Source organism: Constrictibacter sp. MBR-5 (genome assembly GCF_040549485.1).
Taxonomy (GTDB): Bacteria; Pseudomonadota; Alphaproteobacteria; order JAJUGE01; family JAJUGE01; genus Constrictibacter.
Genome location: NZ_JBEPTK010000019.1, coordinates 64,742 through 81,832, shown reverse-complemented (window position 1 = coordinate 81,832; position 17,091 = coordinate 64,742). Strand labels below are relative to the sequence as shown.

Below are 17,091 nucleotides of genomic sequence, written 5' to 3'. Positions count from 1 at the left end.
AGCCACAAGACCCCTGTCGTCGCGGCAGTGATCGAAGCGGCCGGCGCGAAGCTGCTGTTCCTTCCGCCCTACAGCCCCGACTTCAATCCGATCGAACTGGCCTTCTCCAAGCTCAAAGCACACCTGCGCAGGGCAGCAGAGCGCACGATCCACGGTCTCTGGAGCACCATCGGCCGCATCGTAGACCTGTACTCACCCGCCGAGTGCGCGAACTACTTCGCCAAAGCAGGATACGATGCAGATTGATCGGAAACCGCTCTAGCCGATGATCGCGTCGCTCGAATCCGCCGTCCGGGTGATCAGGACCCGGTCGACGCGGCGGCCGTCCATATCGACGACCTCGATGCGGACGCCCGGCAGGTCGATGCCGTCGCCCATGTCCGGGATGCGGCCGAGACGGAACAGGACCAGCCCGGCCACCGTGTGGTAGCTGCCGTCGCTGTCGAGGGGCGGCAGATCGAGGCGGTCCCGGAGTTCGTCGATCGGGGTGCGGCCGTCGACCAGCCAGGATCCGTCGGCGCGCCGGACGATCCCAGGTTCCGCTTCGTCGCCCGTTTCCGGAAATTCTCCGGCGATGGCTTCCATGACGTCGGTCAGGGTCACGACACCTTCGACCGAACCGAACTCGTCCACCACGACGGCGAAGTGGCTCCGGTCCTGGCGGAAGACGTCGAGCAGCCGCAGCACATTGAGATTGTCGTGGACGACCAGTGCCGGCTTCGCACAGGCGCGCAGGTCGAGCGGCAGGTCGTTGAGACGCTGGGTCAGCAGATCGTTCGTGTCGGCGATACCGACGATCTCGTCGAGGCCGCCGGCGCACACCGGGAACCGCGTGAACGGCATGTCGCGCACTTGTGCCAGCAGCGACTCGGCCGGCGCGGCGGCGTCCAGCCAGCAGACGTCCCGCCGCGGCGTCATCACCGCCCGAACCGAGCGGTCCGCCAGCCGCAGCACCCCGTCGATCATCTCCTTTTCCTGAGGCGCGAAGACGCCGGCCGTCGTGCCCTCGGCGATCATCGATCGGATCTCGTCCTCGGAGACGGTGCTGTCCCGGGCGCCGCGCAGGCCGAGAATCAGCAGCAGCCTGTCGGTGGAGACCTTCAGCAGCCACACGGCCGGCGTCGCGATCCGCGACAGGATCCGCATCGAGCGCGCCATGGCCGCGGCGACCGCTTCCGGGTGACGCAGAGCGATCCGCTTCGGAACGAGTTCGCCGACGACCAGGGACAGGTAGGTAATCGCGACGACGACGAGGGCCAGTCCGATCGCCTCGCCGTTGGGTGCCACCCCGGGCAGGGTGTCGAGCCACGCGCCGAAGGGCTCGGCCAGCGCGGCACCGCCGAACGCGCCGGCGAATATGCCGACGAGCGTGATGCCGATCTGCACGGTCGCCAGGAACTCGCCCGGATCCGCGATGACCTTCAGCGCGGCCCGCGCGCCGCGGCTGCCCCCGTCGGCGAGTGCCTTCAGCCGCGCCTTGCGCGACGAGACCAGGGCGAGTTCCGACATCGCCAGCAGTCCGTTGAGGACCATCAGCAGCAGGATGACGAGACTGTCGATCAGCATTGCTGTCCTTCGCCCGGCGGCGGCTCCGACACCGCAGGCATGGTAAATGACCGGACGGCTGTCGCCCGTCGGTCGAAGCGTCGGCTGCCTACTCGGCGGCGAGCGCCGGCTGCGGCGGCCGGTGCGGACGCGCCACCTCGCGAACGATCCTGGCCTGCCGCTCGAGTTCGGCCTCGGACATGCCGGGATAGCAGGGCAGCACGACGAGATGGTCGAGCGCATCCTTGGCCGTGTCGGGCTCGAGTTCCGGTCGCTCGGGCGGCGCCGACACGGTCTTCGACCGCGGCAGGTTCGCACCGTCGAATCCGGCGCTGCGCAGCGCCCGGATCAGGCGCATGGGATCGTCCGTCAGGATCGGGAAGACCCAGTAATTGTGGATCCGGTTGGCGGAGGCCGGCAGGACGACGGAATCGCCGAGCTTGCGCCGCAGCGAATCGCCCATCCGGGCGAAGCCGTCGAGGCTGCCCTCGCGCCATCGAATCAGCCGCCGCTCGAGCACCGCCAGCATCGCCGCCGGCATGCGCTTGCGGATCTTGCGGCTGGAGCCGAGGCTGGCGACGTTGCGCACGGCATCGCTCACCGGGTCCTCATAATCCTTGCCCATCATGTGGCAGAGACGGAACAGCAGCCCGAACACCGGAGGCAGCAGGACGATCTTCAGCCCCATGAACTTCAGGACGCGCTTGGCATAGGCGCCCGAGGGCTGGACCGGATAGGTATCCTGGATGGCGCGCATCCTCGACCGGAGTGCGGCGTCGCGCACGCGCAGGATCGCACCGCCGAGGGCGGTCGCCGTCTTCAGCGGGCCGAAGCTGAACATCGCGATGTCCGATTCGGGATGGCCCTTGTAGGCCTTGCCGTCGAACGCCTGGGCGCAGTCCTCGAAGACGACCAGCCCCTTGCGATGGGCGAGGTCGATGACCGCGTCGAGTTCGAGCCGCGTCCCGAACAGGTGGGCGATCACGATCGCCTTCGTGTTCGGCCCGATCGCCCGCTCGATCAGGTCGAGCCGCGGCGCCATCTTCTCGATGTCGAGGTCGACCGGCACCGGCACGAGGGCCTGCTTCTCGACGATGCGGATCATGCCCTTGATGTTGAGGGCCGAGAACAGGATCTCGCTGCCCGGCGGGAAGGCCAGTGCCTGGAGCGCCAGATCGAATCCGCTGCGCACCGAGAAGCAGGTCAGCGCCTCGCCCTCGGGCGACCAGCGCGCCTCGACGCGCTGCGCCACGGTGTCGCGGTCCGGTTTGCGCAGGCTGCTCCAGAGACCGAAAGCCAAGTCTCCCCAGCCGACCTTCAGCTGTACGCGCGGCCACATGATGTTCGATATCTCGACGTAACGGGCACGGATCATTATTAGGAAGGAATTGTCTTCGCCGCCACAGCGTTATGGCAGTCCGGCGTCGGGTTTCGGTCGCCGCGAACCTTTCGGTTACACATATGGCCACGAATCAGGATGCCGCGACCAACAGCCCGCTGAACTGGCTGCGCAAGCGCCGGCGGCGCTATGTGAAGCGCTTCGGGAAGCGGGCGATACGCTCGCTCTTCGGCTATCTGGGCAGGCAGTCCCTGGTCGGCGACGCGCCGGTCCTCGACAAGAGCCTGTTCCCGGAGCTGCGGCCGCTCGAGGAGAACTGGCAGGTCATCCGCGCCGAACTCGACAAGGTGCTGGAGGCGCGCGACGCGCTGCCGCCCTTCCAGATGGTGTCGCGCGACCAGAAGCGGATCGCCCAGGGCGACCGCTGGAAGACCTTCATCCTCTACGGCTTCCGCTATCGTGCGCCGAAGAACTGCGCCCAGTGCCCCGAGACGGCGAAGCTGCTGGACGCCATCCCGGGGCTGGAGACGGCGTTCTTCTCGATCCTCTCGCCGGGCTACCACATCCCCGCGCATCGCGGCATCACCAAGGGTCTGGTGCGCGGCCATCTCGGCCTGAAGGTGCCGAAGGACCGCGCCAACTGCACGATGCGGGTCGACCAGACCAGCAACATGTGGGCCGAGGGCGAATTGCTGATCTTCGACGACACCTACGATCACGAGGTGTGGAACAACACCGACGAGGAACGGGTCGTCCTGCTGTTCGACATCGTCCGCCCGATGCGCTTCGGCGGCCGCATCCTGAACAAGGCGTTCCTCAAGGGCATCCGCTGGACGTCCTACTATAAGGACGCGCGCAAGCAGGTGGACACCTGGGAGGATCGGTTCGAGGCCGCGGTGATGCGCGCTGATGCCCTGCACATCGAGGCCGAGAACAAGGGCGCCAGGCGGGACTGAGCGCGTTCAGGTCCTGCGCCGGAACAGGTCGCGCGAGGCGAGCAGTGCGCCGCCCGTGACGAGGATGCAGGCGGCGAGTACGGCGGGCGTCGCCGCGCCCAGCCCGACGGCGATCAGCAGCAGGGTGGAGAGCAGCGGCGCCGCATAGGCGGCCGCACCGAGGGCGCGGATGTCGCCGTGCTTCGTGCCGTAGTCCCAGAAGAAGAAGGCCGAGCCGACCGGCCCCAGGCCGAGCGCCGCGACCGCCAGCCACTCCCCCGCACCGTCCGGCCAGACGGTCGTCTCGAACACCAGATGCGCGCCGAGCGCCAGCAGGGCCGTGAGGCCGCAGAACCCGCCGACCGCATCCGTCGGCACGGCCGCATAGCGCCGGTTGGCGACGGAGTAGGTCGACCAGACCAGGGCGGAGCACACCGCCGCCGCGTAGCCCAGCGCATGGTCGCCCTCGAAGGCGACCGCGCCGCGGCCGGCGATGAGCAGGACCGCCCCGGTCAGGCCCATGCCGACACCGGCCAGGTGCCACCAGCGCAGGCGCTCGCCCGGCAGCAGGCCGGAGAACAGCACGATCAGCAGCGGCCAGGTGTAGTTGATCAGGTTCGCCTCGACCGGCGGCGCGGAGCGGAGCGACAGGAAGTAGAAGAAGTGGAAGCCGAACAGGCCGGCCACGCTGAGCGCCCAGGCGCCTGCCGGCTGGCGCAGGTGGGCGCGCACGTCCTCGCCGCGGACCAGCCATTTCGCTAGGCAGAGGCAGGCCGAGAGGCCGAACGCCATGGCGACCAGCTGGAACGGCGGCACGCCGCCCGACGCCGCGGTGAACAGTGCCAGGGTCGCCCAGAGCGCCACCGCGACGAAACCCAGCAGGGTCGCGCGCAGCCGCCGGCGCAGATCCTCATCAGGCGTCAGCGCGAGGTCCCCGCACGGCGCTCGGACGACAGGCGGATCATGCGCAGCGTCTCCTCCCACAGGCCGTAGTCGGGAAGTTCGTCGGGATGGACCCAGCGGCAGTCGGCGGCGTCGTCGCCGGCGACCGGGTCGCCGGACACCCACTCGGCCGCGAAGTCGATCAGGGTGTAGTGCGAACGGATGCGGCCTTCGTCGTCCGGGCGGATCGCGTCGACCACGGCAAGGAAGCCGGTGATCTCGATTTCCAGCCCGGTCTCTTCGCGCACCTCGCGCCGTCCGGCCGCCTCGACCGTCTCGCCCACCTCCTGGGCGCCGCCGGGAATGCTCCATTCGCCGCGGCGCGGGGCCTTGCCCCGCTGGATCAGCAGGACGCGGTCGCCGCGCCAGACGACGACGCCGACCCCGACGATCGGACGGGCCGGATAGGTGCGGACGTCGGGCGCGGCATCGGCGGCGACCGATGCGGCCTGGGTCGGGACGGGATCTGTCAACGCATGAGGCCCGGAGTTCGGCAGCGAGGCGGCGTGCCGGACAATAGCAGGCCGGAGCGCGGCGGACACCTCACGACATATATTGCCCGCCGTTGATCGCCAGCGTGGCGCCGGTACAGAACATGGCGTCGTCGGCGATCAGGAAGAGCACGGCGTGCGCGATCTCGCGCGGGTCGCCGAAGCGGCCGACCGGGATCCGGCTGCGAATGACCTCGCGCACCTTCTCCGGCACCGCCTGCACCATCTCGGTGTCGACATAGCCGGGGCAGATGGCGTTGACGGTGATGCCCTTCGGCGCGCTCTCCAGGGCGAGCGCCTTGGTGAAGCCCAACATGCCGGCCTTGGCGGCGGCATAGTTGCACTGCCCGACCTGCCCGGCCTGGCCGTTGATCGAGCCGATGTTCACGATCCGGCCGAAGCCGCGCTCGCGCATGCCGGGGATGACCGTGCGGCACATGTTGTAGCAGGAGGTGAGGTTCGTCTCGATGACGTCGTGCCATGCCTCCTTGGGCATGCGGTGCAGGACGACGTCGCGGGTGATGCCGGCATTGTTGATGAGGATGTCGACGGGGCCGTATTTGTCGGCGATGCGCAGGACGCTCTCGTCGCAGGCGTCGTAGTCGGCGACGTTCCACGATTCCACGGGAATGCCGGTTTCGTCGCGAAAGCGCTCGGCGCCCTCGACGTTGCGATGATAATTGGCGACGACTTTGTAGCCGGCCTTGTGCAGGCCCTTCGAGACTTCGGCACCGATGCCGCGGGTGCCTCCGGTGATCACTGCGACGCGTGTCATCGTCTCCTCCCGTATTTTATTATTGCCAGTCTCGGTCGAACCGGACCGACTGTCACTGTGCTTCGATCCGGGCGCGCCGATCCGACAATCCCGCCGGGGCTCAGAGTCTGGTATCGTCATGAACGAATGAAGCGGCGCGGCGGGTTCGGTCCCCCGCCGGCAGAAGACCGCGCCATCTCAATGCTGCCGCAACGACGCCGCAGTGCCGTCGCGGCCGACGCCGATGATCCTCGTGCGCGGCCGGGCCTTCCCCGGCTCACAGGGCGCGTCCCGAAGGACGTAGCGGAACGCGCGCGCTTGCGCTACGCAGGGGCCATCTTTCGCGAGGTTGAAAATGAATTCCGAAGAGTTCTACCGCATCAAGCGCCTGCCCCCGTACATCATCGCCGAAGTGAATGCGATGCGGGCCGAGGCGCGAGCTAGCGGGCGGGACATCATCGACCTCGGCATGGGCAACCCGGACCTGCCGCCGCCGCAGCACGTGCTGGAGAAGCTGTGCGAAGTGGCGATGAAGCCCGACGCGCACGGCTATTCCGCCTCGAAGGGCATTCCCGGCCTGCGCAAGGCCCAGGCCGCCTACTACGCCCGGCGCTTCAACGTCGAACTCGATCCCGAGCACGAGGTCGTGGTGACCCTCGGCTCGAAGGAGGGTCTCGCCAATCTCGCCCAGGCGATCACGGCGCCGGGCGACGTCATCCTGGCGCCGAACCCGGGCTATCCAATCCACTCCTTCGGCTTCATCATCGCCGGCGGCAGCGTCCGCTCGGTGCCGACGACACCCGACGAGCGCTATTGGGAGGCGCTCGACCGCGCCGTCAAGTTCATGGTGCCGAAGCCGTCGGCGCTGGTCGTCTGCTACCCGTCCAACCCGACGGCCGAGGTGGTCGACCTCGCCTTCCACGAGCGCCTCGTCGCCTGGGCGAAGGAGCACGGGGTCTGGCTGCTGTCCGACCTCACCTATTCCGAGCTCTACTACGACGGGCAGCCGACGCCGTCGCTGCTCCAGGTGCCGGGCGCCAAGGACCTCGCGGTGGAGTTCACCTCGATGTCGAAGACCTACTCGATGGCCGGCTGGCGCATCGGCTTCGCGGTCGGCAACAAGCGCCTGATCAGCGCGCTGACGCGGGTGAAGAGCTATCTCGACTACGGCGCCTTCACGCCGGTCCAGGCGGCGGCCGTGGCCGCACTGAACGGCCCGCAGGACATCGTCGAGAAGAACCGCCAGCTCTACCGGTCGCGGCGCGACGTGCTGGTCGAGAGCTTCGGCCGGGCCGGCTGGGACATCCCGCCGCCGCGCGCCTCGATGTTCGCCTGGGCGCCGCTGCCCCCGGCCCTCGCCCACATGGGCTCGCTGGAGTTCTCCAAGCAGCTGCTGACCCACGCGGGGGTCGCCGTGGCACCCGGCATCGGCTACGGCGAGGACGGCGAGGGCTATGTCCGGATCGCGATGGTCGAGAACGAGCACCGCATCCGCCAGGCCGCCCGCAACATCCGCCGCTACTTCCAGTCGATGGGCGTCAACGCCGCGTCGGCGAAACAGGCGGGGTAGGAAGCCGCGAAGCCGCGCTGTCGGAAAGACCGGCAGCGCGGCGGCGCTTCTAACGTTCCACGCACATGGCGATGCCCATGCCGCCACCGATGCACAACGTGGCGAGGCCGCGCTTGGCATCGCGGCGGGCCATCTCGTGCAGCAGGGTGATGAGGATGCGCGTGCCGGAGGCGCCGATCGGGTGGCCCATGGCGATGGCGCCGCCGTTGACGTTCACCTTGGCCGGATCCCAGCGCAGGTCCTTGCCGACCGCCAGGGCCTGGGCGGCGAAGGCCTCGTTCGCCTCGATCAGGTCGAGGTCGTCGATGGTCCAGCCGGCCTTTTCCAGGGCGCGCCGCGTCGCCGGGATCGGGCCGCTGCCCATGACCGCCGGGTCCACGCCGGCCTGCGCCCAGGAGACGATGCGGGCGAGCGGTTCGGCGCCGCGACGCTCGGCCTCGGCGGCACTCATGAGGACGACCGCCGCGGCACCGTCGTTGATACCCGAGGCGTTGCCGGCCGTGACCGAACCGTCCTTGGTGAAAGCGGGGCGCAGCTTGGCCAGCGCCTCGATCGTGGTGCCGTGGCGCGGATGCTCGTCGGTGTCGACGACGACGTCGCCCTTGCGGGTCTTGATGGTGACCGGGACGATCTCGTCCTTGAAGCGGCCGGCCTTCTGCGCCGCCTCGGCCTTCTGCTGCGAGGCGGCCGCGAAGGCGTCCTGCTCCTCGCGCGTGATCTGCCACTTCTCGGCGACGTTCTCGGCCGTGTTGCCCATGTGATAGCCGTTGAAGGCGTCCCACAGGCCGTCGCGGATCATCGTGTCGACCAGACTGGCATCGCCCATCTTGTGGCCGGCGCGCAGATAGGTGCAGTGCGGCGCCTGGGTCATGCTCTCCTGCCCGCCGGCGACGACGATGGCGCTGTCACCGGTCAGGATGGCCTGGGCGGCGAGCGCCACCGACTTCACGCCCGACCCGCAGACATGGTTGATCGTATAGCCGGGGACGCTGTCGGGCACCCCGGCCCGGATGGCCGCCTGGCGTGCCGGGTTCTGCCCCTGCCCCGCCGTCAGCACTTGTCCCATCACGACCTCGGAGACCTCGCCCGCGTCCACCTTGGCGCGGCGCAGGGCCTCGCCGATGGCGACGGTGCCGAGCTGGTCGGCGGTCATCTGCGCGAACGCGCCGTTGAAGGATCCGACCGCCGTGCGCGCGGCGCCGGTGATCACGATTTCGCTGCCCATGGGCTTCTCCTCGTCCGCGCCGTCACGTGGGTGAGATCGGATGGGGCGGACCAATCGAGCCGGACGAACCGGCGATCAGCCCTTATAGGCGCACCGCGCCGGCCGAACAATTGAAGGCTCGGGCGGCATCGTGCAGCCAGTCGGCGATCCGCGCGGTCACGGCCGGCGCGGCATCGCCGACGATCATGCCGATATGGCCGCCCCGGGTCTCGATCCGCTCGGCGCCCGCCACGGCATCGGCCAGGGCGGCGGCCGAGGGCGGCGGCACGATGCGGTCGCGCATCGGCACGATGGCGAGGAACGGCCGGCGCCACGCCGCCGGGTCGACGCGCCGGCCGGCGACGTGCCATTCGCCGCGGCCCGGCTCGTTGCGGGCGTACCACCCGCCCAGGCAGGCGCGCGCCACGGCGCCGGCGAGCGGCACACCGTCGTTGACCCAGTCCTCGACCGCGACGAACAAAGCGGCCTGGGGCGAGTCCGGCGGCAGCGCGCCGAAGCGCAGGAACTTGTCGATCACCTGGAACGGATCCTGGCTGTGGAACAGCCACTGGATCGCGTCCACGGGGAGTTCGCCGACCGCCGCGATCAGCGGCTCCAGCATCGCCAGCGACAGTTCGGCGCGCCGGCCCTCGTCCGGCCCGACGGCGTGGAAGTCCCAGGGCGAGGCGACGACGGCCAGCGCCGGCACCTCGTCCTGGCGGCGCAGAGCCAGGGATGTCGCCAGCAGGCCGCCCATGCAGTAGCCGAGCACGACCACCGGCGACCCGGCGACCCGCTGCGCGGCGTCGAGCGCACCGTCCAGCCGGCCGGCAATGTAGTCGCCGAGCGTGAAGCCGCGCTCCGCCTCACCCGGCGCGCCCCAGTCGACGACGAAGGGGCGCACGCCCCGGCTCACCAGCCGCGCAAGGAAGCTGCGTTCGGGCATGAGGTCGAGAATGTACCAGCGGTTGATCAGCGACGGGACGACCAGGAGCGGGATGCCGTCCGGCGGGCCGAGGTCGAGGAGCCGTGTCGAGCCCTCCGCCCACACGACGTCCGCGGGCGACTGCCGGGTCCCGCCCGGATGGGCGCGATAGCGTTCGACGGCGGACAGCAGGCGGGCCGAGCGCCCGGCGATCTCGGCCGCTACGGCGGCGGCGAGTTCGTCAGGCGGGACCGCGGCGAGATCGCGCGCCAGCGCCGCGCCCTCGTCGCGCAAGCTGCCCTTCCAGATCGGCGATCCGCTCCTCGCAAGCGGCAAGGCGGCGAGCGAACTCGTCCAGCCCACCATCGCGGTCGCCAGATGCAGCGGAAGCGGGCGCGGGCCCTGCCGGCCCGTGTTCGGCACCGGAGCCCGATCCGGAACCGCGTCCCGATGGGGATCGCGTGTCGACATGTCGATTGCGTGCGGTCTCGCCCAACTGCCCCGGCGCCGTCAGGCCCATGAGACTGCGCAGATACAGCGCCGCGGCATCCATGACCGACGGATCCGGCACGACCCCCGAAACCTGCCGCTGCCAGAGATCGACATAGCGGCGTGCGATGAGCGCCGGGTCCGGCTCGTCCGTCATGTGTCGATTATAGGGACTGCGCGGGCGGCCGGCCAGTGCGAGCCTCGACACCGCTCGGCATCGCAGTGCAGCGAGCGGGATACCGACCGTTCAGGCGCTTTCTGCCTGTGGCGGAGGCGCCCTGCCCAAACCATCGGCGGGCGCGACAAGCACACTCTTCGCAACCGGCTTTCGCGCCTGCTATGCTGCGCGTGCGGCCACACCCGACGGCGAGAGGCCATGCCAGAGAGCAAGACGGACGACAAGGTCGTCATCAAGAAGTACGCGAACCGCCGCCTCTACGACACGCGGAGCAGCGCCTACGTCACGCTCGACGACCTGCGCCAAATGGTCCAGGACGGCGTGGACTTCGTCGTCTACGACGCGAAGACCAAGGAAGACCTGACCCGCGCCGTCCTCACCCAGATCATCGTCGAGGAAGAGGGCAAGGGGCAGAGCCTGCTGCCCGAGAATTTCCTGCGCCAGATCATCACCTGCTACGGCGACAACATGCGGTGGATGCTGCCGCAATATCTCGATTCGACGATGTCCTGGTTCCAGCAGAATCAGGAGGCGATGCGCAAGCAGGTCGAGACTTCGTTCGGACGCGCCAACCCGCTGACCGCCATCGAGGAGGTGAGCCGGCACAACATGGCGGCGATCGAACAGGCGATGCGCATCTTCAACCCGTTCGTGCCACCCACGTCCCGCCCCGGTGGATCGCCGGACGACGCGCCGGCATCGACCGAACCGGCGCCCACGCCCGAGACCAGGGACTCCATCGACCAACTGCGCCGCGATCTGGCCACGCTGCAGAAGCAGATGAACGACCTGTACGGCCGCAAGGAATAGACCGCCGCGCGCGGTCACGCCTTGGTCAGAACGGCGTTCAAGAGCGCCAGGACGGCCAGAAGAGCCATGCCGGCGAATACCCCCGGCCACCCGCCCGCGGCATGGAGCGCGAGCCACGGTGCCGCGACCAGCGCCGCCGCCAGCAGGGCCAGCAGGATCCAGACGGCGCCGCTCCAGCGTCCGAGCCGGGCGATCGTCGGATCGAGACGCACCGCCGCGTTCGCCGCCAGCGGCAGGCGCCCGTCCAGCACGAAGTCGGCCATGTCGCTCCAGTTCTCGACGGTGAGCCCAGCGCTGTGCGAGCCGGGGACGAAGCGCACGTTCGTCACCATGGCACGCGGCGTGCGCAGGTCGGGGCCGTCCTCCCCGGCCGGCCCGAGCCGGTCTTCGCCCAGCAGGAAGCCGTTGTGGCCGGCGCCGCCCAGGTCCGTCTGGAGGCGGAGCTTGCCCAGGCCGTTCGGAAACACCGCGACCACCCAGTCCGCCGACGCGACATAGTTGAGGACGCGGCCGACGCCGCCACGCGCACCCACCGCCGCGCGCTCTATCTCCGCATGGCCCAGCGCCGCGTGGCTCGGCCAGTCGTATGCGTCCGCGACGACGCTGCCGGCGAAGACGACCCGCTCGAACCGGAGGTCCGGGCACAGCTGGAGTGCACGCGCGAGGAGATAGGTCCCGTTGCTGTGCCCGATATAGGCGAAGGTCGCCGCGGGATAGAGCGAGGCCGCCGTCACATACTGGTCGAGCAGCCATTCCACCTTGTCGTGGCGCACCCAGGGCAGAAGGAACGGCCCCATCGGGAAATAGCCGTAGGTCGACGTCACGGCACGACAGCGGATGCCGCGCTCGCGCGCCCTTCCCTTGACGTAGCGGGCGAGCCGGCGCGTCCAGAACCCGCGGTCGCGGATGCCGTGCACGACGAAGAGCACCAGCCCCGTCTCGCGGTCGATCGTCCCTGGCACCGATGCGTCGTGATCGTCGGCGCTCTCGTCGAAGATGTCGAAGATGTCCGCCCGCTTGAGCGAGCGCGCCAGCAGCGCCGTGCGCGGCGCCGCCAGCGCGAGGCGGAAGATCGCGGTCCCCTCCGGCCCGCTGGCGCCGCGATCCAGGTCGACGATGCCGCGGTGGGTGGCACGCGGAACCTCGAGATAGATGAAGTCCGTCCCGGTTGCGAAATCGACATTGTCGGTCGGCGCGACATAGTCGTCGTCGGTGCCGAGGAGCTGCACGGTCAGCGGCATGCGGTCCGCCAGCCGGAGCCACTGCAGCCGCGCCCGGGTCAGGAACGGGGCGCCCCGCCGAAGGCCCATGATGAACAAGTGCAGGCCGAACAGATGCCGCAGCAGGTGTCCCAGGGCTGCGCCGCAGGTCCATTGCAGGCGCACCAGGGGATCGAGCGCCGACGAGACGCGCCACCCGCGGCTCATGGCGGCGAGCAGCACGATACGCTCGGTTCGGGCGGTCCAATGGTCGGACGGCGCCGGATCGCCGCGCCGCTCCATCGCCGCCGCGACGGCCTTGCGCGCGAGCACGGCGCCGGCGCTGTGTCCGACGAAGACGATGGCGGCATAGCCGGTACCGACACGCTGCGCCCGCTCGCGGTCCAGACGGTCGACCTCGTCGGCGATCCCGTCTGCGATGGCATCCGGGTCGGCGCAGGAGAAGGGCCCCAGCGGCAGGCGGGGCGCGAAGATGTCGGTGCCCGGCTCCGTCTCGCGGACGATCTCCGCGACCCGCTGCAGCGTCGCCGGCGTCTGGCCGAACGCATGCAGCAGGACGGCCAGCCGTGCCGCCCCGTCGGCATGAAATCCGGCGGCGCGAAAGACGCCGCCCTCAGGACCGATGATCATCCCGCCCCCACGGATTCGCCGTTCCACCCGCCTGCTGCGGAAGCGACGAGCCTACGGCGGAACCGGGGCGCCGGGCCAGCCCGACGAAACGACAGCGTCGGGTCGGGCCAGCACGACCGTCGGCGGCGGCTGCGTCAGGCCGCGCCGCCGGCGCGGGCGTTCGCCTCCCAACCGATCATCGCCGCCTTGCGCGGCTTGCCCCAGGCATAGTCGCGCAGATAGCCGTTCGACAGGATCGCCCGGTGGCACGGGATGATCCAGCTGATCGGGTTGGCCCCGACGGCCGCCCCGACGGCGCGAGCGGCCCGCGGATCGCCGATCGCGGCGGCGATGCCGCCATACGTCACCAACGCTCCCGGCGGGATGCGCAGCAACGCGTCCCAGACCCGGATCTGGAAGTTCGTGCCGCAGAGATGGAGCGGCAGGGGCGAGCCGCGGCGCAGGGCGGTGTCGAACACCCGCGCCGCGAGGATGGCGGTGCCGGCCTCGTCCTCGACGAAAGTGGCACTGGGCCAGCGTGCGGTCATGTCCGCGAACGCGGCCGCCCTGCCCTCTCCGCCGCCCTCCGTCTGCGCGAAGGCGATGCCGCAGACGCCACGGTCGGTCGCCATCAGCAGGCAGTCGCCGAACGGACTGGGCTGCCAGCCCCAGCGGATCGTCAGGCCCGCCCCGCGCAGCTTGAACGCTCCCGGCGTCACCGCCTCGTGGGTGACGAACAGGTCGTGCAGCCGGCCCGGCCCCGACAGGCCCACGTCGAGCGCCGCGCCCAGCACACTGTCGGCCTCGGCCAGTCGCGCCTTCGCATAGTCCAGGGTCAGGTACTGGAGGAACTTCTTCGGACTGATCCCCACCCAGCGCGTGAACACGCGCTGGAAGTGGAACGGGCTCATCCCGGCGGCGCGCGCCATCGCCTCGAGCGTCGGCTGATCGGCCTGCCGCTCGGCGATGAGGTCGAGGGCCGCGGCGATGCGGTCGTAGAGGCGATCGTCCTGGACGTGGACATCCGCTTCGGGGGCCGCAGCGATGATCTGGTTCATGTCCGCCTCCTCAGTCCCGCCAGAACGGCTTGCCGGTTTCGTGAGACACGTCGGTGCGCGAGAGGCCGACATCCTTCAGCATCCGCTCGTCGAGGCCCGCGAGAAGCCGGCGCTGTCGCGCACGCTCGCTCCAGAGGAACAGCACGTCGAGGAGGCCGCGCGGGCGGCGCGCCGGCAGAAGGATCACGCCGGCGGGCCGGCTGCGGTGATGGGCGTAGCTCATGGCGTCACTCCCGATTGCCATGAGCGAAACCTAGTCTCCAGCACCGACCGCAACGACCCGATCCTTGCGAAACCGCGGGGTGCAGCGCTCCCTCAGATATCGGCCCGTCCCTCGGCGGCCAGCGCCGCCCGGAACACGGGCAGGTCGACGTTGCCACCCGAAAGGACGAGCCCGACGCGCTTGCCCGCCATGCGCGACCGCTCCTTCGTCAGCGCGGCGAGCGGTGCCGCGCCGGCGCCCTCGGCGACATTGTGCGTATCCATGAAATAGTGCCGCATGGCGGCGCGGATCTCGTCGTCGCGAACCTGGACGATGCGGTCGGCGCCGCCGCAGATGATCTCGACCGCGTCCGGCACCGGCACGCGGCAGGCGATGCCGTCGGCCATCGTGTCGGCACGGTTGCTCGACACGGGGCGCTTGGCGTCGAACGAGTGGGCGTATGCCGGTGCGCCCTCCGAGACGACGCCGACGACCTCGGTCGCGAGGCCGAGCACGTCGCGGGCAGCGATGACGCCGCAGATTCCGGAACCCAGGCCGATCGGTACGTAGACCGCGTCGAGCGCCGGAGCCTGGCCGAAGAACTCCAGCGCGTAGGTCGCCACGCCGGCCACGAGGTGGGGATCGAACGACGGCACCATGGTCAGCCCATCGCGCGCCGCGAGCCCCCGGGCATGCTCCAGCGCCTCCTGGAAGTCGGCACCATGGACGACGAGTTCGGCGCCGAGCGCGCGCATCGCGGCGTTCTTCTCGACGCTGTTGCCCTCGGGCACGACGATCACGGCGCGGACGCCGTTCGTGCGCGCCGCAAAGGCGACGGACTGGCCGTGATTGCCGCGGGTGGCCGAGACGACGCCCGGCCCGTCCGCCAGTCTCTCCCGCATCGCGTCGAAGTAGACGAGGCCGCCGCGCACCTTGAAGGCACCGAGGCGGGTGTGGTTCTCGTGCTTGACCCAGACCTCGCAGCCGCAGCGCAGCGCCAGCAACGGCCAATCGTGCGCCGGGGTCGGCGGAACGAAGCGTCCGACGACGGCGTGGGCACGGTCGAGATCGTCACGGGTGAGCTTCAACATAGGACAACTACCTGTTTCAATCGCGGCCGCACGCGGGCAATCGAGGACGGCATGGATCTGGGCTCGGCATTCTACGAGATCGCGGCGCTGCTGGCGCTGGCGTCCGTGGCGGGGCTGGCCGCCGTGCTGCTGCGCCAGCCGCTGATCGTCGCCTTCATCATCGTGGGACTGCTGGCTGGTCCGAACCTTCTGGGAATCACCCGCTCGGTCGAACACGTCGATCTGCTGGCCGATATCGGCATCGCGCTGCTGCTCTTCCTGGTCGGGCTGAAGCTCGACCTCGACCTCGTGCGGACGCTCGGCAGCGTGGCGCTCGCTACGGGGTTGGGACAGGTCGCCTTCACCTCGATCGTCGGCTTCGTCATCTGCCTGGCACTCGGGCTGGACATGATCGAGGCCGCCTACGTGTCGGTGGCACTGACCTTCTCCAGCACGATCATCATCGTCAAGCTTCTGTCGGACAAGCGCGAGATCGACGCGCTGCACGGCCGGATCGCCCTGGGCTTCCTGATCGTGCAGGACATCGCAGTGGTCGTCGCGATGATGGCGCTGTCGGCCATCGGCGTCGGTGCGGCAGCCGAAGGCTCCGGCATCGCGGTGCTGCAGACGCTGGGCAGCGCCGCCGCGGCCATCCTCGGGATCGCCCTGTTCATGCGGTTCGCGGCGCAGCCGCTGCTGGGGATGCTGGCGCGGGTGCCGGAGCTTCTGACGACCTTCGCCATCGCCTGGGCGGTGCTGCTGGCCGCCCTCGGCGACTGGAGCGGCATCGGCATGGAGCTGGGCGGGCTGCTGGGCGGCGTCTCGCTCGCCTCGACCACCTACCGCGAAGCGGTCGCCTCGCGGCTGTCGAGCCTGCGCGATTTCCTGCTGCTGTTCTTCTTCATCGGCCTCGGCACGCACCTGGACCTGTCGATCCTCGGCGCGCAGATCGAAGCCTCGATCGTGCTGTCGCTGTTCGTGCTGATCGGCAACCCGCTGATCGTGCTCGCGATCATGGGCTGGCTGGGCTACCGCAAGCGCACCGGATTTCTCGCCGGCCTGACGGTGGCGCAGATCAGCGAGTTCTCGCTGATCTTCATGGCCATGGGGGTCAGCCTCGGCCATGTCGGGCCGGAGATGATGGCGCTCGTGACCTTGGTCGGCCTCGTGACGATCGGCTTGTCGACCTACATGATCGTCTACTCGCAGCCGCTGTACGCGATGCTCGAACCGGTGCTCTGGCCGTTCGAACGGCGGATCGCTCACCGGGAGAGCGCCGACGACAGCCCCGACGAAGGGCGGCCGCACGACGTGATCCTGTTCGGCCTCGGTCGCTACGGCCTGCGGATCGCGCGCGGCCTGCGCGACGCGAACATCACGGTGCTGGGGGTCGACTTCAATCCGGAGGCCGTCCAGGCCGCCGCGGCGGAAGGCTTTCCGGCGATATACGGCGATGCCGCGGACCCGGAATTCCCGACGACGCTGCCGCTCGGACGGGCCAGCTGGATCGTGACGGGAATGCCCCCGCACTATGCGGGCCCGACGCATCTCGACGCGCGGACGGCGCTGGTACGGGCGCTGCGCGACTGCGGCTATCGCGGCCGCATCGCAGTCACTTCCGACAGGGCGGACCTCACCGAACGCCTGGAGCGCGAGGGCGCAGATCTGGTGCTGAACCCGCTCTCCGATGCCGCCGATCGCGCCGTCGAGCGGATCGCGGCGGCGATGGCGAACCGGAACGCGTGAGGGC

The 17,091-nt window shown here is 69.8% G+C and carries 17 protein-coding genes; 5 read left to right on the top strand and 12 right to left on the bottom strand.

Annotated elements, in window-relative coordinates; all coding sequences use genetic code 11:
• Window positions 1–246, top strand: a 246-nt coding sequence (locus ABIE65_RS24695) for a transposase (RefSeq protein ID WP_354081452.1), incomplete at its 5' end; no start/stop codon positions are given.
• Window positions 247–258: 12 nt separating this feature from the next.
• Here the strand turns inward: ABIE65_RS24695 and ABIE65_RS24690 are convergent.
• Entirely contained in the window at window positions 259–1,566 is a 1,308-nt protein-coding gene (locus ABIE65_RS24690; protein WP_354081451.1) for a hemolysin family protein, read from the bottom strand.
• Between the two features lie 88 nt (window positions 1,567–1,654).
• On the bottom strand, window positions 1,655–2,920 hold the full coding sequence (locus ABIE65_RS24685) for an aminotransferase class V-fold PLP-dependent enzyme (protein WP_354081450.1): 1,266 nt from the start codon (window positions 2,918–2,920) through the stop codon (window positions 1,655–1,657).
• An 86-nt stretch (window positions 2,921–3,006) separates the two neighbouring features.
• On the opposite strand from ABIE65_RS24685, the gene ABIE65_RS24680 reads away from it, so the two are divergent.
• Window positions 3,007–3,840, top strand: coding sequence for an aspartyl/asparaginyl beta-hydroxylase domain-containing protein (locus tag ABIE65_RS24680; protein ID WP_354081449.1), 834 nt, complete (start codon window positions 3,007–3,009; stop codon window positions 3,838–3,840).
• Between the two features lie 6 nt (window positions 3,841–3,846).
• Here ABIE65_RS24680 and yddG read toward each other — a convergent pair whose 3' ends face one another.
• From yddG to phbB, 3 genes are all read right to left on the bottom strand, one after another.
• Entirely contained in the window at window positions 3,847–4,803 is a 957-nt protein-coding gene (gene yddG, locus ABIE65_RS24675; protein WP_502918570.1) for an aromatic amino acid exporter YddG, read from the bottom strand.
• On the bottom strand, window positions 4,740–5,234 hold the full coding sequence (locus tag ABIE65_RS24670; protein ID WP_354081448.1) for an NUDIX hydrolase: 495 nt from the start codon (window positions 5,232–5,234) through the stop codon (window positions 4,740–4,742). The genes yddG and ABIE65_RS24670 overlap by 64 nt, the downstream gene beginning before the upstream one ends.
• Before the next feature lie 70 nt (window positions 5,235–5,304).
• Entirely contained in the window at window positions 5,305–6,027 is a 723-nt protein-coding gene (phbB, locus tag ABIE65_RS24665) for an acetoacetyl-CoA reductase (RefSeq protein ID WP_354081447.1), read from the bottom strand.
• Window positions 6,028–6,361: 334 nt separating this feature from the next.
• Here phbB and ABIE65_RS24660 point away from each other — a divergent pair, with 334 nt between their 5' ends.
• Window positions 6,362–7,576: an LL-diaminopimelate aminotransferase gene (locus tag ABIE65_RS24660; protein ID WP_354081446.1), complete on the top strand. Its 1,215-nt coding sequence runs from the start codon at window positions 6,362–6,364 to the stop codon at window positions 7,574–7,576.
• A gap of 49 nt (window positions 7,577–7,625) precedes the next feature.
• Here ABIE65_RS24660 and ABIE65_RS24655 read toward each other — a convergent pair whose 3' ends face one another.
• From ABIE65_RS24655 to ABIE65_RS24645, 3 genes are all read right to left on the bottom strand, one after another.
• Window positions 7,626–8,801, bottom strand: coding sequence for an acetyl-CoA C-acetyltransferase (locus ABIE65_RS24655; protein WP_354081445.1), 1,176 nt, complete (start codon window positions 8,799–8,801; stop codon window positions 7,626–7,628).
• Between the two features lie 82 nt (window positions 8,802–8,883).
• On the bottom strand, window positions 8,884–9,999 hold the full coding sequence (locus ABIE65_RS24650) for an alpha/beta fold hydrolase (protein WP_354081444.1): 1,116 nt from the start codon (window positions 9,997–9,999) through the stop codon (window positions 8,884–8,886).
• On the bottom strand, window positions 9,947–10,351 hold the full coding sequence (locus ABIE65_RS24645) for a hypothetical protein (protein ID WP_354081443.1): 405 nt from the start codon (window positions 10,349–10,351) through the stop codon (window positions 9,947–9,949). Before ABIE65_RS24645 ends, ABIE65_RS24650 begins: the two co-directional genes overlap by 53 nt.
• Before the next feature lie 219 nt (window positions 10,352–10,570).
• Here ABIE65_RS24645 and phaR point away from each other — a divergent pair, with 219 nt between their 5' ends.
• Window positions 10,571–11,182 carry a polyhydroxyalkanoate synthesis repressor PhaR gene (phaR, locus tag ABIE65_RS24640; RefSeq protein WP_354081442.1) on the top strand — a complete coding sequence of 204 codons (612 nt, stop codon included), beginning with the start codon at window positions 10,571–10,573 and terminating at the stop codon, window positions 11,180–11,182.
• A gap of 14 nt (window positions 11,183–11,196) precedes the next feature.
• On the opposite strand, the gene ABIE65_RS24635 is transcribed toward phaR, so the two are convergent.
• From ABIE65_RS24635 to ABIE65_RS24620, 4 genes are all read right to left on the bottom strand, one after another.
• Window positions 11,197–13,032, bottom strand: a complete 1,836-nt coding sequence (locus ABIE65_RS24635; RefSeq protein ID WP_354081441.1) for a lipase family protein — start codon at window positions 13,030–13,032, stop codon at window positions 11,197–11,199.
• Between the two features lie 134 nt (window positions 13,033–13,166).
• Window positions 13,167–14,069 (bottom strand): methylated-DNA--[protein]-cysteine S-methyltransferase, encoded by a 903-nt coding sequence (locus ABIE65_RS24630; protein WP_354081440.1) that lies wholly within the window; start codon window positions 14,067–14,069, stop codon window positions 13,167–13,169.
• Window positions 14,070–14,079: 10 nt separating this feature from the next.
• A complete protein-coding gene (locus ABIE65_RS24625) occupies window positions 14,080–14,292 on the bottom strand; it encodes a DUF1127 domain-containing protein (RefSeq protein ID WP_354081439.1) in 213 nt (70 codons plus the stop codon).
• A gap of 92 nt (window positions 14,293–14,384) precedes the next feature.
• Window positions 14,385–15,362 (bottom strand): threonine dehydratase, encoded by a 978-nt coding sequence (locus ABIE65_RS24620; RefSeq protein ID WP_354081438.1) that lies wholly within the window; start codon window positions 15,360–15,362, stop codon window positions 14,385–14,387.
• A 51-nt stretch (window positions 15,363–15,413) separates the two neighbouring features.
• Here ABIE65_RS24620 and ABIE65_RS24615 point away from each other — a divergent pair, with 51 nt between their 5' ends.
• Window positions 15,414–17,087 carry a cation:proton antiporter gene (locus ABIE65_RS24615; RefSeq protein WP_354081437.1) on the top strand — a complete coding sequence of 558 codons (1,674 nt, stop codon included), beginning with the start codon at window positions 15,414–15,416 and terminating at the stop codon, window positions 17,085–17,087.
• The last annotated feature ends 4 nt before the right edge of the window (window positions 17,088–17,091 follow it).